Below are 23,282 nucleotides of genomic sequence, written 5' to 3'. Positions count from 1 at the left end.
AACTTTAGTCTTAGTGTGTATAATAAAAAAACCAATAATTTTAATAATTCACCCTTTCCATTAACTTAAGTCGTGTTACAAACTATGCCAAATACTCCATTAACTACTGCCCACTTATCTGACGATCAAATCCATGACATTTTAACTACTGCCTTAGCTCGCATCTTGCGAAGAATTGATTTAACTCAGCAAGAAATGCGTCAAATCATGACCATTATTATGGATGGACGCTGTCCTGATGCGATGATGGGGGCTCTGTTAACGGGGCTTAATATGAAGAGCGAATCGATTGATGAAATCACTGCTTCAGCCAGTGTAATGCTTGATTTTGCTCATACTATTGAACCCAAAAATTGTCGTAACATGGTGGATATCGTGGGTACAGGCGGAGATGGTAGTAACCTATTTAACGTCTCTACCGCCTCTGCCTTTGTGGCGGCAGCGGCTGGGGCTACCGTAGCCAAGCATGGCAACCGTGGGGTATCATCAAAGTCAGGCAGCTCGGATTTACTTGAACAAGCGGGCCTAAATCTTGAGATTACCCCAGAACAGACCCGTCAATGTATTGAAGAGAAAGGTATAGGCTTTTTATTTGCACCCAACCACCATACTGCGATGAAACATGCCATTCCAGTACGCCGAGCACTAAAGGTACGTACCATCTTTAATATTCTTGGTCCATTAACCAACCCAGCCGGGGTCAAAAATTTAGTGGTTGGGGTATTTACCGACACTATGTGTGAGCCATTAGCGCATGTTTTTAAAAATTTAGGGGCAGAGCATGTGATGGTGGTTGGCTCAAAGGACCGCCTAGATGAAATTAGCTTGGCAACCAGCACAAAAGTAGCTGAGTTAAAAGACGGTGAAGTAACCGTTTATGATATCTTCCCAGAAGATGCAGGTATTGACTCACAAACTTTAGTAGGCTTAGATGTCAGCTCCTCCAAGCAAAGCTTACAATTAATTCAGGCAGCATTGTCTGGGGAAGATAGCAATGACTTTGAAATCAATCAAAATAAAGTAGAAAAAGCACGTGATATGATTGCTCTAAATGCTGGGGCTGCTATCTATGTCGCTGGCCTTGCCAGCAATTTCCCTAACGGGGTTAATCAGGCTCAAAACATTATCCGTAGCGGTAAAGCGTTACAAAAAATGAAAGAATTGGCAGCCTATACTCAAACCTTCTAAGTTTTCAAATTCATACTAACTTTAAGTGTACTATACGAGCAAATTATGACCCAAGATGCCATTCCTTCAATCCTAAAAAAAATTGTTGTTACCAAACACTCAGAAGTAGCTGCTGCTAAATCTAAAAAAGATTTTGACAGTATTAAAAGTGAAGCAGAAGCCTTAATGCAACAAGGTGATGCGCCTCGTCGTGGTTTTGCTAAAGCACTATTAGCCAAACAAGAAACAGGCATACCAGGGATTATCGCTGAGGTAAAAAAAGCCTCTCCATCCAAGGGTATTATTTCAAACAATTTCGACCCTGCCCTAATCGCTCAGCAGTATGAGCAAGCGGGTGCCGCCTGCTTGTCTGTCCTGACTGATGAACAATACTTCCAAGGTCATAATGACTACTTGCAGCAAGCCAAAGCGGCTTGTAGGTTACCGGTATTACGTAAAGACTTTATGATTGATAGCTATCAGATCTATGAGTCCTATCTACTTGGCGCAGACTGTATTCTATTAATTGTGGCTTGCTTGGATGATGAAAAGCTGCACGAGCTACATAAAGTAGCGTGCGACTTAGGCATGGATGTATTGATTGAGGTTCATACTCAGCAGGAGCTTGAGCGTGCCCTACAGTTGCCTGACTCTAAGCATAATATCTACGGGATTAACAATCGCGACTTAAACACTTTTACTACTGATCTGCAAACCTCAATTAGATTGAAAGCCTATGTTGATAACCAATCTACTCGCCCTCAGCTTTTAGTAACGGAAAGTGGTATTCATAGCACCGAGGATATGCAGCTCATGTTAGGCAATCAGATTAGCAGCTTTTTGATCGGGGAGCAGTTTATGAAAACTGATAACCCCGGTGAGACACTGGCCTCTTTGCTAAGCTCACTATAATTGCTATAAACCTCATTTTTTAAACTCATTAAATTTAAGTGGTAATTATTTATGTCAAACTCTCTATTCTCTAAAGAAATGCAAGATCAGCTTAAGGAGCTAAAAAGCGAATTAAGTAAAGGTCGCGCTACCTCTCCAAGCGACCCTGAAAATGAAAAGCCGACTGACCCTGTTACTCTGCCAACCAAAAAACAAGTTGAGAAGACGGTAAAACAGTTAGATAGCGAGCACGTAGATGACGACAAAGTGTTATTCCTACAGGCTATGGCAGGAGTTCTGCCTATCAAAGACAATAACACCGTATCTGATGTGACCAAACCTAAAGTCACTAAGCCTGATGCGGCTACCCTATCTAAACGTGCTGCTGCACAAGGTACTGACACCGAACAGCTAGGGGCTGGTCTATCAGACATGCAAGCTTTATTAAATCCTGTCAGCGGAGAGTCTTACCTAATTTATAAGACCCCTACTTTACAAAACAAAGTATTCAATCAGCTGAAACAAGGCAAATTGCGTTGGTACGATGCGGTGGATATCCACGGTGCAACTATTGATGAGGCTCGTGAAGCGGTCACCACTTTAATCACTCAGGCACGTAACAAGAACGAAACTGTAGTGAAGATTGTGCATGGTAAAGGTTCCGATGCTGTGCTTAAGACCTGCGTTAATGGCTGGTTACGTCAGCTTCCTGAAGTATTAGGCTTTGTTTCCGCTCCTCCAAAAGATGGTGGTAATGGCGCCGTTTTAGTTTTATTAAAGAAAAATAAGACTGATAGCTAATAGCTGTAAACCAATAACTATCAGCTAATGACTGTGATATAAAAGTTAATCTTATTTAAAAGCGAAAGCCACTAGATATATCTAGTGGCTTTCGCTTTGATGGAGTTATCTAAAAACTTGAATTAACTCAAGACAATCAGTCATTATCATCTTCTACTTGAAAGATGGAACCGGTATTGTCTTGATCAGGGGACTCCACGATCATTCTTTGAGTGGCTAAGGCATGCTCGATAGGATACTTCTCAATCTCTTTTAAGATTTCTATCAATAGCTGAGTTTGCTTGTCATAAAACTCGTCAGCGCCTGAGGCGTAAATATAAGCACGGAATTCAATGACCATACTATCTTGGCGCAGTTCTGCAATTCTAACCTGAGTCCACTCGGAATTAGTAAGCTCATGATTCACTAAGAACTCTTCCATCTCCTTTAAGAAGTTCTCTAAAGTTGTCGCATCGACATTGCGCTTAATATATATATTGTGTAAAAAGTGAAACATGTCCCGCGATGCAAAGTTCTCAATGGACATTGATGAGAACTCCCCATTGGGCACAGTGACGATGGTTCTATTTAGGGTACGCAGTCTTGTTGAGCGAATACCGATATCAACGACTGTACCTTCTAAATCTCCAAATTTACAATAATCTCCAACTCGTACTGGTTGGTCAGCAACTACGACCACACTACCCACTAAGTTCTCAATCATCTTTTGTGCACCCAAGGCCAATGCCAAACCACCGACCCCCAGTGCCGCAATACCTGTGGTTAAATCAAAACCTAAATTACCAAATATAAAAATTGAAGCCAGTATCAGTAACAAGGCTTTAACTAGCTTATGTAGCAAGCTAAGTATAGACACCCTCTCGGTCTGATTTTTCTTATAGCTCTGACGCTCTGCACGGCTGAATATAGCATCAACTACTCTTAACAATAGCCAGGTTGAGGCAAACCAACCCACGATATCTTTAATACGGTTAACAGGCTCCCTTACGGTTACTGAAACCCCAGCATAGACCATAACCTCATATAAAATTAGTGAGGTGATTACCAAAGCCATCGGTAATATAAACTTAAAGTCAATTGGCAAAGGCTTATTACGCACCTTGGGGTAGTAGATTTTTAAGATAAAATAAAGCACTGCACATAGCACGTATGCGGCAGCGACACAGAAGATAGCCAATAAAAATACTGCAAAAATATCAGCTAAGTTGTAACCGCCAATCATTTTATTTTGCAGAGGCTTTAAGGTATATTTATCAATAAGAGAAGGTTTAGCTGCTATATTAGAGTTCCGAATAGCTTGTAGCGTGTCGCTCGATATTTGCCAGTACGGCCCTCCATGATCGCTTACCTTCCGTACTAAGAGAATATCGATCACCTGATCAGGTGCGGTAATCGTCCCTACTTTTTCAAGGTTTGGTGGCAATTGGTCCGCTAGGTTTCCTGACGGTGTATTATTAATTTGTAACTCAGCATCTAATCGACCGCCGGCATCTAAGGCGAGTTTTAGCTGACGCACAGATTCAACTGAGTTTTCGCCTGAATTCAAACTTAGGTAGTTTGTTGCCAAAGAAGCATTATTCTCAGCCAATGCCTTAATAAATCCTTGCACAGTACTGCGCGGCGTTTGACGACCAAAAGGGTCAATTATTTCTTCAGCATTGTCTTGAGAGCCACTATTTGTTAATGCCGACTCCTCATCTGCAGCTTGAGCAGTACCGCCTGTCAAAGTCAACACTATAACTAGGAGCAATCCAAAAATTATTCTTACCCCAGCGTGGGAGCTTAGGGCGTGTTCATTTTGTCCAGCGTTGAGAGATTTAAAATTAGAAAAAAACATTTTTATAGCCTAATGCTTAGATATTTGAGAAGTCTGATAACTTCGTTGCTTTGATACCCTCAGTAGATATACGAATTTTTGAGGCATAATTTTATCATGCCTGCTACTACTAATAACATGTAGAACTTATGGAAACTGCATATTAACTAGACTGTATCAAGTTCTGGCACTAAGTTTTGTCTAGCTTTGTATAAAAATAAGGCTGAAGTTGAATATTACTAATTAAGACATGAGCAATACTCGTCTATTTGTCATTTAATTTTTGTAAAAATCAGCGATAATAGCGGTACTGTTTCTTTAATGTAACTTTTGTTTACTAATTGGGTCCTTTCATGACAACTTCTTATAGTACTTTGTACAAAAGCCTTATCCAGATTTCTAAAAAATCACATTTAAATAAAGGCACTTGGGCCTTAATGGCTTCTGCTTTAGCTTGTGTACCTGCCGTAGCTGCCGAAAACGATCTGGCTGCACAAGACAGTACACCTGTTGCTCATTTCCCAAAAATCACAGTTACTGCAACGCGCACACCGACTGCTGTAAATAATACCATTGCTCAAACGCGTGTTATTGATAGTGAGGAATTGAATACCTATAAAGGACAAACTGTACTTGATGTCATCAAACGTCAGCCAGGGTTTTCACAATTTACTTATGGTGGCATGGGCACAGGCAATAACTTCTATCTACGTGGCTATGATAATAAAGGTATCTTAGTATTAATTGATGGAGTACGTTATAGCTCTCTGAGCGCTGGTGGTGCTTCACTAAATCTATTGCCTGCAGAACAAATTGAACGTATCGAAGTATTATATGGCGCTTCTGGCACTAGCATCTATGGTGCTGACGCTATGGGTGGGGTAATTCAAATATTTACCAAAGGCCAGAATGTTGAGCAAAACCAATTTTCTATTACTGCAGGTGCTGGTAATAATGGTCATCACCTTTATGGTGCTTCTGCTCAAATGCGTAATGATAATGGTACTAGCTTGAGTCTCTCAGCAAGCCATAACGAAACAGATGGTTATAGCACCATTTTACCAGGTAACTGGGGATACAACAGTGATGACGATGGCTTTGAAAGTGATAACTACAGCTTAAACCTTAAACATCAAGTAAATAACGAGCTTAGCTTAGGTGTAAGTGGTTTGTATACTGAGTCTACGACAGATATCGATTCAGGAGATGACTGGAAAACTGGAGCAGCAGCGCTTGATAATGCTTATGCTGATCAAAAAAATGGTGCAGGTACTGTTTATGCTCAATATAGGACAGATCAGTTTGATGCCAAGCTGTCTTATGGATATAGTGAAGACAAGTCTTCAACCTATGAAAATGAGTTACATCTAGGTAATCCGAGCAAATACGACACCAAACAGCAGCAGATTAATTTAGTAGGTAGTTATAACCTGCCCGTTGGTAAAGCTATCTATGGCATTGAACATCTAAAACAAGAGCTTGACTCAAATGTTTATGAAGCAGATGACCGTAAAGTAACCAGTGGCTTCTTAGGCTATTTAACCTCTTATAACAATATCGATGCTCAAGCCAATATTCGTTATGATGACTATTCAGATTTTGATGGCGAAACCACTTATAATCTAGGGGCTGCTTACCACTTTAGCCCAGAACTACGGGCTGGTATTAACTACGCTAAAGGCTACCGTGTGCCGACTTTTAATGATTTATATGGTCCAGACTCATGGGGAAGTAATCCGAAATTAGATCCAGAGACCAGTGATAACTACGAAGCCTTTATCGAATATACCACGCCTAGACAATCTACTCGTTTAACTGGCTATTATAATGAAGTTGAAGATTTAATCGCTAGCGATGGTATCAAAACCAAGAAATATCCATATGGACAAAATATTAATATTGAATCAGCCGAAATTAAAGGGGTTACTTTAACTACTGACTGGAATATTAATGATTATCTATTTGGCTTGAGCTACGACTATCAAGATGCCAAAAATGATAGTGGCAGAGATAATGATGGTAACTACCTACCAATCCGTCCAAAAAATAAAGGCTTAGTTTATGTTGGTTATCAACTAGCAGATTTAGACTTGCGTGCAGAATATCAATATGTGGATAATTACTACTATGATGCATCTAATAAGCAAAAAGTTGAAGACTATGGCCTATTTAATATCAGTGGCAACTATCAGTTAACTCCTGCTCTTTCGATGTCAGCTCGCCTAAACAACCTATTTAATAAAAAATATGTAACATCGCCTGGCTATAGCACAGATGACGGTACTAACTTCTTTACTTCTCTAACCTATACCTGGAAGTAATAAGTAGTTAACTCACACAGTGTGAACCAACCAAAAAAACCACCCAATTGGGTGGTTTTTTGGTTAGTCAGATACTTTTATTTAAATGGCAACTCTTCTGGTAAATAACAGCGTAAATACGCAAGAGCTGCCGTAACAGCTTCTTGGTCCATATCTTCAGTTATCTCGTCATGCTGCTTAAAGGATAAAGAAAATATACTATGGATCATATAATAAGTAACTAAGAACTTATCTTCTATGTCCTTAAAACTCTCCATATTGTAGTGGCTAGATAATTTGTTAACCACCATGCCCACCAAATTGAGGTCCGCCTCTACATCATAGTCACCATTGTCAAGGTCAGGAGTGTTTAACCCATACATCAGCTTATTTTTAGTGACATCATCGTTAAATAAAGAAGCGGACTGCATTATAATTTCGGTAACATAATCTTGCCAACGCTGGAAATTGCAAACCTCAATCTTCTCTAAGATCTGGTAGGTATCCATATAACTTAGAAAGCGTAGAGCCAAGAAGATGGCTTCTACATTTGGAAAAAAATGGTAAGCAGACGCTCTAGGAATATTGGCTTCTTCACAGATATCTACCAGAGTAATATCTTGAATATCATGTTTCTCAGTAAGCTTCTTTGCTGCCATGAGTAACTTTTGGCGCCGAATTCTACCTTGCTTACTGGTATGTTTAAACTTATTGGGTACAATTTTTTTTGCTAATTCAGAGTCAACAAGGACGTCATTAATTAGATCATTACATCCTTTTTCCATAAAAAGCCTCTACATTATTATTAATTAGGAAGGCCAAAAACTCAGCATTATTTAGTTTATTGTAACACCATTTTTTATATGTGGTTATGAACTCATGCGTTAATTTCGCAACTTACTTCAATTTAATTTTTGCACGGACAATGCCGTGATCCGAAAACCTATCTTCATAATCTTGTTTTAGATGATCATTAAAATAATCCACCTGTTCCACCTCTGCTAATGAGAACTTTCCATCTACTAAAAACTCTTCTGAAACAAATAGCTGATCAATGACTTCCGGCATACCTTGGTACAGATGAGTATACGCCACGTCCCTAGTCCGCCCATAGCTGGTCTGCACCCGTGCAGCATCAAACAATGCCACATCTCGCATCGCCTTATCATAGATAACTTCACTGGTTTCAGCCAATAGTTGGGTTGTCACGCTGTCTGTGACATCATTCATATCCCCCAACAAAATAAGCGGGTGACGAGTTTTATGTAAGATATCAATCATAAACAGCCTTAAAGCGGCGGCTTCAGCGGCTCGCATGCATAAGCTTCTAAGCTTAGCCCGTACTCGCAGTAGCGGATCATCATAATCCTCTAACCGATTGCCTTGTGCGTCTCGTAGATAATGAGGTCGCTTACTTTTTAAGTGAGCAGTGATAACCGTAATAGGTTGACCATATACCTCTAGTGTTGCTACTAAAGGGGGGCGATTAAAACGGCTATAAAGACCTTCATCTGGAATATCAATCACTGCTAATTCTGGAAAGTCTGTTAGTAGCTGCCACTCCAGTACTTTATACTTAGACATAATAGCTAAAGCTGGCGTGTCTTGAGCTCCTTGACCCAAAGTCAAAGTACTTGCAGGATCATTACTGGCCATGGGGGCCAGAACTTGTGAAGGCGCGAACCCCAACTTGACAGCTAAGTCTTGTAGCGCCTTTTCGTCCCACACCTCTTGAAAGGCATAAATATCGGACTTAGCGCTCTTTAACAGCTCATATAAGCCGGTTAGCTTGTGGTTATATTCCTCATTGGTATAAGGATGCATATTGGCATAGTAGCTACGATCAGGTAGAGCTAAGTTCAATAGATTACTTGTGGCTATATAAAATATCTTGTCCATTTGTTGGGCTTTATTTCTATCAATTGTTTTATTTTGACTCATTACAACTGTCCTATCCTTTGTGTCACAGTGGCTCTATTTGGCCAGCTCAGTTTTGACAATAATCTAAGCTACTAACTATCAGTTTCTAACTACTGCAAGGTTTTGGTTATGGCCTGATGCCATTTATGCAAATGCTCCTCTCGCTCTTCTGCTGGCATTGAGGGCTCAAAGCATTTATCCAAATCCCAACTGTCATCGATGGTGGCCTCGTCATATAAACCAGAGGTAATCCCAGCTAATAAGGCAGCGCCTTTCGCAGTAATTTCAGTATCTTTTGGCCGTAATACAGGCACCCCTAACATGTCCGCTTGGAACTGCATTAATAAGTCATTATTGGCTGCCCCGCCATCTACCCTTAGTTCAGTCAATGGGCTAGGACTGTCTTTTTGCATAGCAGTTAAAACATCATAAGTCTGGAAAGCTATTGACTCTAAAGCGGCACGAGCAATGTGCGCTTTGGTACTGCCTCGAGTCATGCCTGAAATACTGGCAGTAATGTCTGAGCGCCAATAAGGGGCTCCTAGTCCAGTAAAAGCAGGAACTAATACCACCTCCTCGCTTGACTCTACCTCTTTAGCCAAGCTTTCGATGTCTCGGGATTTATTGAATAGCCCCATGTTATCCCGCAGCCACTGGACGATAGCGCCTGCCATAAACACACTACCTTCAAGGGCATAAGTTACTTCACGCCTAGAAGGCGTTAGCATGCGTTGACCAGACTTAACCAACTTTGATAACGAGGTATGTTCAGCTGCCCCGCCCAATAATTGAGGGCTATTGTGACGGCGTTGCCAGCCTATAGTAGTCAATAGCTGATGTTGGCTCAGCTGCACTTCATGCCCAATATTCATCAACATAAAGCAGCCGGTTCCATAAGTATTTTTTGCCATACCTGTAGAGACACAGCCTTGACCAAACAAGGCCGCTTGCTGATCTCCCAACACCGCTTGGATCGGAATTTGTTTCGCAAATAAGCCTTTTTTGGTTCTACCAAAATCGCCATCAGAAGCAATAACTTTGGGCAGTATTTTTTTGCAGATATCAAACTTAGCCAATAGATCCTCGGACCACTCTAGCTTATTGATATCATACATTAGAGTACGTGATGCGTTGGTGATATCTATCACGTGTTCGCCCCCAGTAAGCTTAAACATAAGCCAACTATCGATAGTACCCACAGCCACTTCGCCCCGCTGCGCTCTGTCTTTTAAGTTGGGATGATTCTCCAGTAGCCAGACAATCTTACTGGCACTAAAGTAGGGGTCAATACGCAGCCCAGTGATTGACTGCACATGCTGCTGCATACTCATCTCCGAGCCATCTACTTTATGCTGCCGTAAGCTTTGGCACCAATTCTCAGAACGTCTGTCTTGCCAAATAATAGCAGGCGCTAATGGCTTACCCGTACGCTTATCCCATACCACTATAGTCTCACGTTGATTGGTTATAGCAAGACTGGTAATGTCCGTTGCCAACAAGCCAGCCCGGTTAATCGCATCATGAGCACAGCTTACTTGAGTATGCCAAATCTGCATCGCGTCTTGTTCAACATAACCCGCCTTTGGGGTAGATAAAACAGTCGGCTTTTGTGAAATCTGTATTGGATGGGCTCTGTCATCATAAATAATGGCACGACTTGAGGTAGTGCCCTGATCCAACGCTAATACATAACCTGCCATGATGCAGTCTCCCTGATAATACAAATTCAAAATAATTACTTTAAAATACGCAGCAGCTAAGCCCTATAAAAGGTTAAATCCTATAAGAAGGCCTGCAACACTTGATTTAAATAGCGACGGCCTAAAGCAGTTGGCTGAATTAAATTGGCCTCATCTACCAATAAGCCTTGTTGCTGCAGTCTCTCAATAATGGGGGTAATCTCTGCTGCTGATAACCCAGTTCTGTCATTATACAGTGCTAATGGCACCCCAGAGCTCAAGCGTAAGGCATTCATCATAAACTCCCCACTCAAGTCTTCAGCGGCAATCGGGGTAAAACTAACCATTTTAGGAAACTCTGTATAGTTCATATAGTCTTTTGGCAGGCGGGTTTTGCTAAAGCGATAAATACCTCGCTCAAACTCTGGGTAAAACCCTTCTTCAGCCAAAGTAATTTTGCCATGCGCGCCAGCCCCAATGGCCAAGTAATCTCCAAACTGCCAATAATTCACATTGTGGCGGCACTGAATATCCTGCTTACCGGCCCAAGCGGATACCTCATAGTTTGTATAGCCCAGCTGGCTCAACAGAGCACTACCCTGCTCTTCAATATCGGCCAAGTCATTATCATCGGGCAGTACCGGCGTATTGCGATAAAATACAGTGTTAGGCTCAATTGTCAGCTGATACCAAGAGATGTGGGTGGCACCCGCTTGATGAGCTTGCTCAATATCAGATAAGGCCTCGGCAAGGCTTTGATTAGGCAGACCATGCATTAAGTCGATATTCACTCGTTTAAAGCCAGCCCTTTTAGCCGCTTGTGTGGCCAGCTGAGCTTGATTGGCATTGTGAATTCGCCCTAACGATTCAAGCTTACTGTCTGAAAAGCTTTGTACTCCCATAGAAAGTCGATTAATCCCTACTTTGAGATACTCCTCAAATGGAGCATGCTCTAAGGTGCCGGGATTGGCCTCCATGGTGACTTCCAAATCATTGGCTAAGGGCAGAACTGACTTTAGATGCTCAAACAGGCACTGATACTGTTTAATAGGTAATAGCGAGGGCGTACCCCCTCCAATAAAAATAGAGCTGATTTCTCGGCCCTGAATTAATGGCAACTGTGAATTTATATCTTCAATCAAAGCCTCTACATAAAGGGCAAAATGATCATCAACCAATGCTTTATTATCTGCAGTAACAGCTTGAGGGGCTATTTGACTAGAAGATGAGCTATCATCAACTGGCAATGTGTGTGAGTTAAAATCACAATAAGGACATTTTTTTACACACCAAGGGATGTGAATATATAGGGCTAAGGGGATTTTTGAAACATTTATTAATAGCGACATAAAGATAGGGTCTTATACTCGTTGGCAGATAGTGTTATAGTCACGCTTTTATTTTGATTAAATCGCTTTGATTCTATATTGGCTCCAGAGGAGCAAGAATAAAGCATACAGTAAGAGCAAAGCTAACAATTTATCAATACGCTTATTATACGTGTTCAATAATGGGATAGTAGAGCAATTAAGTTGATATCTTGATAACCGCGCATCTGACCTTTAATAACTTAGCGTAAAGTCTAAGAATTTCGGTGACAAGACCCCTAACCTGCCCTATGGCAGGTTATTTATTTATATAAATATCAAAATCGTGACTTAGCCTCTACCTCTTATTATCAAAGCAGTTTCAAAAAAACCTAATTTTAGAAGTTTACTTATGTTGTCTAATTTATCCTTCTCTGAGTTTAAACAGCACAGCTTACGCTTAGGCACTTTGGTGCTTCCCATTCTCATTACTCAGTTCTGCCAAGCTGCTTTGGGTGTGGTAGACGCCATTATGGCGGGTGGTGTTTCTGCTTTAGACTTGGCTGCTGTGTCTATCGGCTCTGGCATTTGGTTGCCGTTATTCTTATTAGCTACGGGTATCTTAATTGCCACTACTCCCTTAATCGGAGAGCAAATTGGCCAAAAGACACCGCACAATGTGCCTCATATTACTCAGCAGTCCTTATGGGCAGCTATTTTAATTGGCATATTAGGCTTAGTGGTGGTGTCGTTAACCCCTAATGTGCTAGGCGCAATGGGCGTTCCAGATGACATTCAGCCCAAAGCGGCTCAATACTTAAGATTTGTGGCTTGGGGCTTCCCGGCCATTGCCTGTTATGCGGTTTTAAGAAGTTACTGTGAAGCACTTGGACGTCCAGAGCCGGTAACGGTCATCAGCTTAATTGGCTTGTTCATTAATATCCCGATTAACTATATCTTTATTCATGGACTCTTTGGGTTGCCCGAGCTGGGTGGTGCCGGCTGCGGCTTGGCAACAGCCTGTGTATTATGGTCAAACGTAATTTTATTGTCCTTGTATTTGTTTAAATCCAAACATAAAAGCTTTGATGAAACGCGCTTCTTTTATAGCTTTGCTAAGCCTGATCGTCAACAAATAGGTAAGCTGCTGCGTTTAGGAGTCCCAATTGGTGTTTCAATCTTCTTTGAAGCCAGCTTGTTCAGCTTAGCCTCTATTGTGATTAGCCCCCTAGGAGCCATTGCCGTCGCTTCACATCAGGTCGCTATGGCTGTCACCTCACAGCTATTTATGGTACCTATGTCTGTGGCCATGGCGTTAACTATTATGGTATCCAATCGTTATGGCGAAAGAAACTGGCTGGTATTACAGCAGGTTCAGCGTACAGGACTGATATGGACGGTATGTATTGCCTTATGTAGTATGCTTGGTATTTGGCTATTTAGAGAAAACTTAGCCGATCTATTTACCAACAACCCTGCGGTTAAAAAACAAGCCATGTTCTTATTATTATTTGCCATTGCTTATCAACTGGTCGATGGCTGGCAGGTAAATATCGCTGGAATATTAAGAGGAATGCAAGACACACAAGTACCCATGTGGATTACTTTGTTCTGCTATTGGCTAATAGCCTTGCCATTAGGAACTTATCTGGTACGATTCACCGATACCGGTGCGCAAGGGTTTTGGATTGCTTTGGTTACCGGTCTAACCCTATCTTCTATATTATTAACACTACGTCTCGTGTATCGTCAGCGACAAGTGTTACACATTGAGGCGAAACCTAGCTAATAGTTGATTATTGCTGAGCTTGAGTTTATTTCAACTCAGCTTTCATTGGATTATTTTGGTAAATTTTGTACAAATTTTAGCAGCAGATTAATGTGTATTTGAGTTAAATGTGGTATTGAAACTTAAATACATCATTTGTCACTCATCAGACGCGACAAAATTTGTTACAATATGCTTAATATTATAAGAATATCTGTAGGCAACCGTATGGACATTGAAAAAATTCGTACGCTCATTGAGCTAATGGAAGAAAAAGACCTGGTTAATCTTGAGATTAAAACTGGGGATGACAGTGTCAGTTTAACTCGACACTACAATACCCCCATGCCATCAATGATGGCGGCTAGCCCTGCTTATATCTCGGAGCCCCAGTCTGAAGCGGTACACACCGGCAGTGTAGAAACCTCACCAATGGTGGGCGTTTTTTATGCTGCACCTAGCCCAAATGATCCTCCATTTGTAACTCCTGGTCAAAAAGTTCAGGCCGGTGATACACTGGGTATTATTGAGGCTATGAAAATTATGAATCCACTTGAGGCCACTCAAAGCGGTATTATTGATGCTATTTTGGTAGAAAATGGCGATGTGGTACAGTTTGGCCAACCCGTTATCCGTTATAGAAGCTAAGAGATAGGCCCCTAGATGATAAAAAAACTGCTTATCGCCAACCGTGGTGAAATTGCTTTACGCATTGTGCGTGCCTGCAAGCAGCTGGGCATTGAAACTGTTGGTGTCTACTCTACGGCGGATGAAGACTTAATGCATCTGCGTTTTGTAGATGAAGCCGTCTGTATTGGTAAACCTAATGCCAGTCAAAGCTATCTAAATACAGGGGCTATTATTACTGCCGCTGAAATTACTGGAAGCGATGCCATTCATCCAGGTTATGGCTTTTTAGCAGAAAATGCCGAATTTGCTGAGACTATTGAGGAAGCTGGCATAACTTTTGTGGGTCCGCACCCTGACCATATTCGCTTAATGGGCAATAAAGTCTCTGCCATTAATGCCATGAAGCAAGCGGGTGTTCCTACTGTGCCAGGCTCAGTCGGTACAGTCACTCTACATAACGCTGAAGAACAAGCAAAAAATATTGGCTTCCCCCTATTAATCAAAGCCGCAGCTGGCGGTGGGGGCCGCGGTATGCGTATCGTTGAGCGCTTTGATCAACTCAATGAGCAGGTACAAGCTGCTAAGCAAGAAGCAGAGCTTTGGTTTGGCGATGACAGCGTTTATATGGAGCGTTATCTACAAAATCCACGCCATATTGAAGTACAAGTCTTGGGCGATGGCAATGGTAATGCGATTCATCTATATGACCGTGACTGCTCGTTACAGCGTCGTCACCAAAAAGTACTGGAAGAAGCCCCTGCACCTGATATCCCTGATGATATCCGTGAGCCTATCTTGCAAGCGTGTGTCAAAGCTTGTAAAAATATTGGCTATCGTGGGGCGGGTACTTTTGAGTTCTTATTTGAAGACGGTGAGTTTTTCTTTATTGAGATGAACACCCGTATTCAGGTTGAGCATCCGATTACCGAAATGGTCACAGGTATCGATGTGGTGGTTGAGCAGTTACGTATTGCAGCAGGCTACGGCTTATCTTACCGTCAAAGCGATATCAGCGTGCATGGACATGCCATTGAATGTCGTATTAATGCTGAGGACCCCCAAACCTTTACCCCCTCTCCTGGCAAAGTCACTCAGTATTTTATCCCCAGCGGTGCCGGAGTACGCTTCGAGTCACACCTGTACCCAGGCTATGAGATTCCTTCCTACTATGACTCATTAATTGGCAAACTTATTTGTCATGGTCAGACCCGTGAGCAGGCCATTGCTAAGACACTGCATGCCCTCGATGAGCTGATTATTGAAGGGGTGAAGACCAACATTCCTTTGCATCGTGATCTTATTTTAAAAGACCCGGAATTTGCCTCTCAAGCACAAAACATCCATTATTTAGAATCGTGTTTATTACCAAAAAAGTCCAAATAAAAAAGAAAAAAAAGAATAACTCATCTACTTAGTAGTAGTTTCTCTTATGTTTTACCAAAATCCTATCGCAATAAAAAAGGCAGAAGTGATATATCACTTCTGCCTTTTTGGTGTTAACTATTAGTTAGCCTATCAATCCAAACAAATCCGTCAATTAGGACAAGTCACGACCACGGCTAGCTTCGATAGACAGACGTAGACCATTTAGACGGATAAAGCCTTCTGCGTCTTTTTGATCATAAGCACCGGCATCATCTTCAAAGGTTGCAATCTTCTCATCAAATAGTGAGTAAGGAGATTTACGGCCAACAACGCTAACGTTACCTTTGTATAGCTTAACGCGAACGGTACCAGTCACATACTCTTGTGACTTGTCGATTAGGGCTTGTAGCATTTGACGCTCTGGGCTGAACCAATAACCGTTATAGATGATTTTTGCATAACGAGGCATTAATTCATCTTTTAGGTGAGCCGCTTCACGGTCTAGAGTTAGTGACTCCATACCACGGTGGGCTTTTAGCATAATTGTACCCGCTGGAGTTTCGTAACAGCCACGAGACTTCATGCCAACATAACGGTTTTCAACGATATCTAGACGACCAATACCGTGCTTGCCACCTAGCTCGTTTAATTTAATCATAACCTCATAAGGCTCTAACTTCTCACCATTCACCGCTACGATATCGCCTTTTTCATACTCTAATTCAACGTATTCCGGTGTGTCTGGCGCTTCTTCTGGGCTTACTGACCAACGCCACATATCATCTTCAGCTTCTGCGTATGGGTCTTCTAAGATATCGCCTTCATACGAGATGTGCAGTAGGTTGGCATCCATAGAATAAGGTGATTTTTTCTTATTGGCCGCAAAGTCGATAGGAATATTATGCTCTTCAGCATACTTCATTAAGCTTTCACGACTTGATAAATCCCACTCTCTCCAAGGGGCAATGGTTTTTACTTCTGGAGCCAAAGCAATGGCACCTAGCTCAAATCTAACTTGGTCGTTACCCTTACCAGTAGCACCATGACTGATGGCATCTGCATTATGCTCTTTTGCAATTTCTACCAAGCGTTTGGCGATTAAAGGACGCGCGATAGAGGTACCTAATAAGTATTCACCCTCATAAACTGCGTTAGCACGGAACATTGGGAAAACGTAATCACGAGCGAACTCTGCACGCAAGTCTTCGATATGGATATGTTTGATACCCATAGCTTCCGCTTTGGCTCGAGCTGGCTCTACTTCTTCACCCTGACCAATGTCTGCAGTGAAAGTAATTACTTCAGCGTCATAAGTATCTTGCAACCATTTAGCGATAATTGAGGTATCAAGACCGCCTGAATATGCTAAAACAATTTTATTAATTTTATCTTTTTCGATCGACATGGTGCATCCTTTATCGAGTGAGTGTGAACTTTAAAAATTATACTATATAAATAAGTGTGGGCCTTAAGTAGTTTCAATATGGGGTGGAATTATTGGGTCTTTTGCCAAACCACTGTCCTATATTACTACCTAAAAAGTTATTACCTATAAAATTATTACCTAAAAATGAGTGCTAATCTTTTATTTATAGCTCTATAAATAAATGCACTCATTAAATTTCAGTTTACACTATTTATAGAGGCAACTAAAGCTAAGCAAGCCTATATTACTGCTTTTAATACTTTTATAGAGCAAAATCACCCTATCCTCTATTGGCAAAAATCCGTCTCTTAACTTAGTCGATAGCCGAATTTATCGCTAAAACCTGTTATCATTAGAGAGGTATTTATTTAACACTATTTTTATGCCCTAAACCTATATTTTTATACCCCTATTAGTGACAACAAAACAAGTTACGACAAATCCATTACTGCTTTACGCGCTTTTATATTCATATTCAATAACTTTGATAAAAATGGCTTTTAGTTATGACTCTTAATACCTCTTCGGCTTCAAGAACTGACAACACTACACCACGCCAAATCACTATTGCACGCCCAGATGACTGGCACATTCATCTACGAGATGCACAGTCTTTGAAGACCACTGTGCCTCATGCAGCTCAAAGCTTTAACCGTGCTATCTGTATGCCAAACCTAGTTCCCCCGATTAAAAATGCTGGTGATGCTCTAGCCTATCGGGAGCGCATCCTTCAAGCTTTGCAACAAGCAGATATAGAGGAGCGCTATAAGCAGTCATTTGATCCTCGAATGACGCTCTATCTGACTGATACCACTAGCGTAGAAGACATACAGCAAGCAGCAGAGTCTGGCATTGTTCAAGCGGTTAAGTTATATCCTGCCGGTGCCACCACAAACTCAGCCGATGGCGTAACCAACCTAAATGCTCGTAACGATGTATTTGAAGCCATGCAAAAACATGGTTTACCATTACTTATCCATGGTGAAGTCACTGACTCTCATGTCGATATTTTTGACCGTGAAAAGCAGTTTGTGGATACCACATTAAACAGCTTAGTGACTCAGTTCCCAGAATTAAAAATTGTGGTAGAGCACATCACCACAGGCGATGCTGCCGACTTCGTACTAGCACAAAGTGAGCGCGTGGCCGCCACTATTACTCCGCAGCACCTGCTATTTAACCGTAACCATTTGCTGGTAGGCGGGGTAAAACCACATTTTTACTGCTTGCCTATTCTTAAGCGTCAACAGCACCAGCAAGTCCTACTCGATGTGGCTACCAGCGGGAACCCTAAGTTTTTCTTAGGTACTGACTCTGCCCCTCATGCCACCCATGCCAAAGAGAATGCTTGTGGTTGTGCTGGCTGTTATTCTGCTTCCATTGCACTACCTTTATACGCCACAGCTTTTGATAGCGTCGGCAAGATTGATCGCTTAGAAGGCTTTGCTAGTAAGTTCGGTGCACAGTTTTATGGTCTGCCGCTGAATGAGGAGCGCATAACTTTAATTAATGAGCCGATGCAAGTACCTAATAGCTATGCTTATATGGACCAGCAAACACTAACCCCATTAATGGCCGGCGAGAGTTTGCCATGGTCTATTAAACAAGATTAACGTTTGTTACGCTTAAAATGAGCAATTTATAAACTTTGATTTAGTGGCTTAGCTTAGCTCTAAGCCCTTCCTTTATTTGACACTATTAATGCGATTTTGATTTATGACTCAATCTAATATAACTGACGAAGACTACCTAAATGACAGTAGTAGCGAACCCAGAGTTTGTAGCAATACTTCCTCTAATGAAAGCAGTTCAGATGTTACTAATGTTGAACAGAGCAGCAATGCTGCCCAAAATGGCAATGGCTTTGCTCAGCAGCCGGTACTAAAAATGGCGGATCGTTTCCGTAAATTTCTACCGGTAGTGGTGGATGTGGAGACTGCCGGTTTCGATGCCAAAACGGATGCGCTTTTGGAGTTGGCTTGTATTCCTATTATTATGGATGATCAGGGTAAATTCATTCCTGGGGAGCCTCTGAACGCTCACCTTAATCCTTTTGAAGGAGCAAATCTTGAACAGCGGGCTTTAGATTTTACCGGTATTGACCCCAATAACCCACTGCGTAAAGCCATTGCTGAAGAAGAAAAACCAGCTCTGCGCCGTATCTTCAAAGAGCTAAAAGCGGTTCGTAAAGACAATGACTGCATGAAGTGCATCTTAGTTGGCCATAATGCCCACTTTGACCTCTCCTTCTTAAATGCTGCTATTGAGCGTACCAATAGTAAAAATCATAACCCATTTCATCAGTTTTCAGTGTTAGACACCGTTACTCTCTCTGCCCTTGCTTTTGGGCAAACTGTCTTGGCTAGAGCCTGTAAAGCTGCAGGTATTGAATTTAGCGGCACTGAGGCTCACTCAGCCCTTTATGATACTCAAAAGACTGCAGAACTCTTTTGTCACATCTTAAACAGCTACCCGATGCTTACCAATGCTTTACTTGAAGATAACATAACTAGTGAGAAATCTGGAGTAGAGTAAGAGAGGTAAAGTATTTATAGTCAATAAAGTAAACTCTACATAACAACTTAATTCACCACCTAAAGTTTGGTTATACATAGTAGTACTTCGGATAGATTAGTAGCTTTTATCTTAATGGACTATATTTTTATTAACTGGTTTTTATAACAGTTAAAACATTAATAGCCTTGGAAATAATATAGGCTTGTCCTGTAAGGAGAAACTCATGGAAGCTACTAATACGATTTGGGGAGTTATAGTTGGCTATATCGTTTTTGCCTGTGCGATTAGCATGATAACTACTTTTTGGGTTAGATATCATTTAAAGCAAGCAATTATGTATCCACAATGTTTACTGAGTGATAAACCCATTATTTACCCGCATTGTTTACTAAAAGACAGGCCAAATAAAAAGTTTTAAAAATTTTAGTAAAAATGCTTGACACATTATGTAAACCCCATTAGAATACGCACCACTTCGACATTAACGGTGAAAGCGGTCGAAGTGGTCTGTGTCCCGTTCGTCTAGAGGCCTAGGACCCCGCCCTTTCACGGCGGTAACAGGGGTTCGAATCCCCTACGGGATACCACTATTTTGTGTTATCTAAGTGAGCATTATCCGATTGATAACTGCTTACGAAAAAAGCCAAACTCTTTGAGTTTGGCTTTTTTTATGCGCAAATTTTACAACTTTGTATTTGGCAGTTTATTATCTGCACTGAGTTGTGCAACCCGTTGAAACTGTCTCTTTTAACAACTGATTCTGCTAACAACCGACTCTACTAACGACTGCCTAAAATACTCTCGATTAAAGTTAAGTCTTCGGCGTAAGTAAGCTTTAAGTTTTGATTGTTGCAGGGCACTATCTTAATACTATGGCCCATGGCTTCAAAAGCACTGGCTTCATCGGTAATCATCAACCCCTCGTCTGCCACGTAACGCAAAACTTGGCGTAATTTGGCGGCTCGGAACACTTGAGGGGTCTGAGCTTGCCATAGACTGCTTCGATCAATGGTGGCTTGAATATCGCCTTCTACACTCACTTGTTTTAAGGTATCAGCTACCGGTACCCCTAATATTGCCCCATAAGGGTGCTGCATTGCCGCCTGTATCACTAAATCAATGTGCTGCGCCAATACACAAGGGCGAGCCGCATCATGAATCAGAATTAAGTCCTCATCTTTCGCCCCAGCAGCAAACACCGCTTCTACTCCAGCCTGCACCGACTGCCAACGCTCATCACCTCCATAAGTGAAAGTTACAGGCAGGCTAAAGTCTAAGCTGTTGGCAACCTTATCGTCCTTTGCAATAACCAATAACAGCTGCTTGATATAGCTACTGGCGGCTAAAGCAGCAACGCTTTGCTGCAGGATAGTCTTGCCATTTACTGCTGTATATTGCTTGGGGATATCCGAACCAAAGCGACTGCCCTTGCCGGCCGCGACAATAAGACTAAACACTCGGGGTGAGGTAGAATCTATGCTAACTGAATCAGAGATAGTTTGGGTCAAAATAAATCACTTTTGAATTTATAAACACTATAATTATAGAGGTTATAGAGGTTAAATGTTATAGAGACTAACTGCTATAGACGTTAAACCCTAAGGAATACTTTCTATCGCATCCTCTGGATTAACAGGCGGTGTGGGTTGATTGCTATGGGTAGTAGGCGCAGTAGACAATTGCACAAAAGTCTCACCTGGCTTGATTAAGCCTAAGTCTAGACGGGCATGCTCTTCTACCGCTTCCAACCCATTTTTTAAATCATTCACGTCAGCACGCAATACTTTATTCTCATCCATCTTTTGATCATTGATTTGCTGCTGAACTTGCATCTCTTGATGTAGCATTTCTAATCCTGCTCGCCCACTTTTCCCTAGCCAATACTGATATTGCAAGCCTAGCAATACCGCAACAGCAATTAAAAACAACATAAATTGGCTAAAATATTTCATAAGAGGACTTAGGATAGATTAAAGAGTAAGCATGAATATAACAATGGCTGAGAATAAAATACAGCTTGCTACAAAAGTATAGCAGTATTTGTGCAGTCTATAATAGCAAGATTGAGTGGTATCCCCTAGGAAAACCACTCAATCTACTATTAACTTTCGACAACTAATTTAACAAAAACAAGCGGTCTCATTAGCCACGTAAGCCGATGAATTCTTCACGACCACGGTAGCTGGCACGAACTTGCTGTTCGATGCGTAATAGTTGGTTGTACTTAGCCACACGGTCCGAACGACATAAAGAACCTGTCTTAATCTGACCCGCTGCTGTACCTACTGCTAAGTCAGCAATAGTGCTGTCTTCTGTCTCACCAGAGCGATGTGAGATTACGGTAGCATAGCCATTTTCTTTCGCTAGATAAATAGCATCTAGAGTTTCAGATAAAGTACCGATTTGGTTAAACTTGATCAAGATGGCATTAGCAATTTTCTTATCAATACCTTCTTGTAAAATAGCAGGGTTAGTAACGAATAAGTCATCACCCACCAACTGTACTTTGTTGCCTAATTTGCTGGTTAAATAAGCCCAACCATCCCAATCTGACTCATCTAGACCATCTTCGATAGAGATGATTGGATACTGTTCAGTTAGTCTTACTAGGTAATCAGAGAAGCTTTGGCTATCAAAGGTTTTGTTGCCTTCGCCTGCTAAAATATACTGACCATTTTTGTAAAACTCACTGGCCGCACAGTCTAGAGCTAAGTGAATGTCTTTACCGGCTTTATAACCCGTTTGCTCAATAGCTTGTAGAATAACAGTAATCGCTTCTTCGTTACTGCGTAAGTTTGGAGCAAAGCCACCTTCATCACCCACAGCTGTGTTTAGACCTTGAGCTTTAAGCACTGACTTTAAGCTATGGAAAATCTCAACACCGGCACGAAGAGCTTCTGAGAAGCTGCTGAAGCCTGTTGGCTCAATCATGAACTCTTGAATATCTACTGTGTTATCTGCGTGCTCACCGCCATTTAAGATATTCATCATTGGCACTGGCATAGTCAATGAAGTTTGACCACGTAAGTTTGCGATGTACTGGTGTAATGGAATGTTTTGTGAGATAGCAGCAGCTTTAGCAGTCGCTAATGACACAGCTAACATAGCGTTAGCACCAAGGTTGTCTTTATTATCAGTCCCATCAAGTTCGATTAGACGGTTGTCAATGGCTTGCTGATCTGTCGCATCACTTTCTAGTAAAGCGCTTCTGATTTGACTGTTTACGTTAGAAACGGCTTTGATAACCCCTTTACCTAAATAACGAGACTTATCACCATCACGTAGCTCTAGAGCTTCACGTGAACCAGTAGAGGCGCCACTTGGTGCAGCTGCACGGCCCATAGAGCCATCTGCTAAAATAACATCGGCTTCAATAGTTGGGTTACCACGTGAGTCTAGAATCTCACGAGCACGAATGTCTTGAATTTCAGTTGCGTTAGTAAAAGTTTCTGCGTACATAGCGTCTACAAGCCTCTTTAATTAAATAATAAGAATAAGTTTTGAGCAGATTACCTAGAAAATAAGGGTTACTCAAAGGGGTTCTTAACGTATTTTTTTGTGCAAATTAATTTGGTTAATGATAGCACAAATTCCAAAAATCTTGGATGTTTCAAATCCATTACCAAGCAATTATCTACAAATAAAAGGGCTTATTGAGCAGCATTTACCAAAAACATAAGCCCCAGCAATTATTG

General features: G+C 41.5%; 19 protein-coding genes and 1 tRNA gene. 11 read left to right on the top strand and 9 right to left on the bottom strand.

From position 1 onward, the window contains the following. Nucleotides 1–84: 84 nt before the first annotated feature. From trpD to G561_RS0102505, 3 genes are read left to right on the top strand one after another with little or no spacing between them, the layout of a single operon-like run. Nucleotides 85–1,188, top strand: a complete 1,104-nt coding sequence (gene trpD, locus G561_RS0102515) for an anthranilate phosphoribosyltransferase (protein ID WP_028858157.1) — start codon at nucleotides 85–87, stop codon at nucleotides 1,186–1,188. A gap of 45 nt (nucleotides 1,189–1,233) precedes the next feature. Beyond that, complete coding sequence (gene trpC / locus G561_RS0102510) at nucleotides 1,234–2,079, top strand: indole-3-glycerol phosphate synthase TrpC (protein ID WP_028858156.1); 846 nt, start codon at nucleotides 1,234–1,236, stop codon at nucleotides 2,077–2,079. 51 nt (nucleotides 2,080–2,130) lie between these two features. Further along, nucleotides 2,131–2,859 (top strand): Smr/MutS family protein, encoded by a 729-nt coding sequence (locus G561_RS0102505; RefSeq protein ID WP_028858155.1) that lies wholly within the window; start codon nucleotides 2,131–2,133, stop codon nucleotides 2,857–2,859. A 136-nt stretch (nucleotides 2,860–2,995) separates the two neighbouring features. Here the strand turns inward: G561_RS0102505 and G561_RS13805 are convergent, their stop codons facing one another. Continuing rightward, nucleotides 2,996–4,696: a mechanosensitive ion channel family protein gene (locus G561_RS13805; RefSeq protein ID WP_051584324.1), complete on the bottom strand. Its 1,701-nt coding sequence runs from the start codon at nucleotides 4,694–4,696 to the stop codon at nucleotides 2,996–2,998. Nucleotides 4,697–5,028: 332 nt separating this feature from the next. On the opposite strand from G561_RS13805, the gene G561_RS0102495 reads away from it, so the two are divergent. Next, a complete protein-coding gene (locus G561_RS0102495) occupies nucleotides 5,029–6,996 on the top strand; it encodes a TonB-dependent receptor plug domain-containing protein (protein ID WP_028858154.1) in 1,968 nt (655 codons plus the stop codon). A 77-nt stretch (nucleotides 6,997–7,073) separates the two neighbouring features. Here the strand turns inward: G561_RS0102495 and G561_RS0102490 are convergent, their stop codons facing one another. The 4 genes from G561_RS0102490 to hemW form a co-directional block, all read right to left on the bottom strand. After that, on the bottom strand, nucleotides 7,074–7,760 hold the full coding sequence (locus G561_RS0102490; protein WP_028858153.1) for a TetR/AcrR family transcriptional regulator: 687 nt from the start codon (nucleotides 7,758–7,760) through the stop codon (nucleotides 7,074–7,076). Between the two features lie 112 nt (nucleotides 7,761–7,872). Next, entirely contained in the window at nucleotides 7,873–8,916 is a 1,044-nt protein-coding gene (locus tag G561_RS0102485; RefSeq protein WP_081794345.1) for an endonuclease/exonuclease/phosphatase family protein, read from the bottom strand. A gap of 89 nt (nucleotides 8,917–9,005) precedes the next feature. Next, on the bottom strand, nucleotides 9,006–10,595 hold the full coding sequence (gene glpK / locus G561_RS0102480; RefSeq protein ID WP_028858151.1) for a glycerol kinase GlpK: 1,590 nt from the start codon (nucleotides 10,593–10,595) through the stop codon (nucleotides 9,006–9,008). An 80-nt stretch (nucleotides 10,596–10,675) separates the two neighbouring features. After that, nucleotides 10,676–11,923 (bottom strand): radical SAM family heme chaperone HemW, encoded by a 1,248-nt coding sequence (gene hemW, locus G561_RS0102475; RefSeq protein ID WP_028858150.1) that lies wholly within the window; start codon nucleotides 11,921–11,923, stop codon nucleotides 10,676–10,678. Nucleotides 11,924–12,293: 370 nt separating this feature from the next. Between hemW and G561_RS0102470 the strand changes: the two genes are divergently transcribed. From G561_RS0102470 to accC, 3 genes are all read left to right on the top strand, one after another. Beyond that, on the top strand, nucleotides 12,294–13,670 hold the full coding sequence (locus G561_RS0102470; RefSeq protein WP_028858149.1) for an MATE family efflux transporter: 1,377 nt from the start codon (nucleotides 12,294–12,296) through the stop codon (nucleotides 13,668–13,670). 207 nt (nucleotides 13,671–13,877) lie between these two features. Continuing rightward, on the top strand, nucleotides 13,878–14,297 hold the full coding sequence (gene accB / locus G561_RS0102465) for an acetyl-CoA carboxylase biotin carboxyl carrier protein (RefSeq protein WP_028858148.1): 420 nt from the start codon (nucleotides 13,878–13,880) through the stop codon (nucleotides 14,295–14,297). 15 nt (nucleotides 14,298–14,312) lie between these two features. Next, nucleotides 14,313–15,662 (top strand): acetyl-CoA carboxylase biotin carboxylase subunit, encoded by a 1,350-nt coding sequence (gene accC / locus G561_RS0102460; protein ID WP_028858147.1) that lies wholly within the window; start codon nucleotides 14,313–14,315, stop codon nucleotides 15,660–15,662. 154 nt (nucleotides 15,663–15,816) lie between these two features. On the opposite strand, the gene G561_RS0102455 is transcribed toward accC, so the two are convergent. Beyond that, the gene (locus G561_RS0102455; protein ID WP_028858146.1) at nucleotides 15,817–17,049 is read right to left on the bottom strand and encodes an argininosuccinate synthase; all 1,233 of its coding nucleotides are present in this window, start codon (nucleotides 17,047–17,049) and stop codon (nucleotides 15,817–15,819) included. Nucleotides 17,050–17,576: 527 nt separating this feature from the next. On the opposite strand from G561_RS0102455, the gene pyrC reads away from it, so the two are divergent. The 4 genes from pyrC to G561_RS0102435 all read left to right on the top strand — a co-directional run bounded on the left by pyrC (nucleotide 17,577) and on the right by G561_RS0102435 (nucleotide 20,174). Further along, on the top strand, nucleotides 17,577–18,683 hold the full coding sequence (pyrC, locus tag G561_RS0102450) for a dihydroorotase (RefSeq protein ID WP_051584323.1): 1,107 nt from the start codon (nucleotides 17,577–17,579) through the stop codon (nucleotides 18,681–18,683). 274 nt (nucleotides 18,684–18,957) lie between these two features. Further along, nucleotides 18,958–19,605, top strand: a complete 648-nt coding sequence (rnt, locus tag G561_RS0102445; RefSeq protein ID WP_115343015.1) for a ribonuclease T — start codon at nucleotides 18,958–18,960, stop codon at nucleotides 19,603–19,605. A 205-nt stretch (nucleotides 19,606–19,810) separates the two neighbouring features. Further along, nucleotides 19,811–20,005, top strand: coding sequence for a hypothetical protein (locus G561_RS0102440; RefSeq protein ID WP_028858143.1), 195 nt, complete (start codon nucleotides 19,811–19,813; stop codon nucleotides 20,003–20,005). A gap of 93 nt (nucleotides 20,006–20,098) precedes the next feature. Next, a tRNA-Glu gene (locus G561_RS0102435) sits at nucleotides 20,099–20,174 on the top strand. 192 nt (nucleotides 20,175–20,366) lie between these two features. On the opposite strand, the gene ispD is transcribed toward G561_RS0102435, so the two are convergent. The 3 genes from ispD to eno form a co-directional block, all read right to left on the bottom strand. Continuing rightward, nucleotides 20,367–21,095 (bottom strand): 2-C-methyl-D-erythritol 4-phosphate cytidylyltransferase, encoded by a 729-nt coding sequence (ispD, locus tag G561_RS0102430; protein WP_227674057.1) that lies wholly within the window; start codon nucleotides 21,093–21,095, stop codon nucleotides 20,367–20,369. Between the two features lie 90 nt (nucleotides 21,096–21,185). Continuing rightward, on the bottom strand, nucleotides 21,186–21,539 hold the full coding sequence (locus tag G561_RS0102425) for a septum formation initiator family protein (protein ID WP_028858141.1): 354 nt from the start codon (nucleotides 21,537–21,539) through the stop codon (nucleotides 21,186–21,188). Between the two features lie 190 nt (nucleotides 21,540–21,729). Further along, nucleotides 21,730–23,046, bottom strand: a complete 1,317-nt coding sequence (eno, locus tag G561_RS0102420; RefSeq protein WP_028858140.1) for a phosphopyruvate hydratase — start codon at nucleotides 23,044–23,046, stop codon at nucleotides 21,730–21,732. Nucleotides 23,047–23,282 lie beyond the last annotated feature (236 nt).

Origin of the sequence: Psychrobacter phenylpyruvicus DSM 7000 = NBRC 102152, assembly GCF_000685805.1 — a bacterium.
GTDB classification, from domain to species: domain Bacteria; phylum Pseudomonadota; class Gammaproteobacteria; order Pseudomonadales; family Moraxellaceae; genus Psychrobacter; species Psychrobacter phenylpyruvicus.
This window is presented reverse-complemented; position numbering and strand designations above follow the sequence as displayed.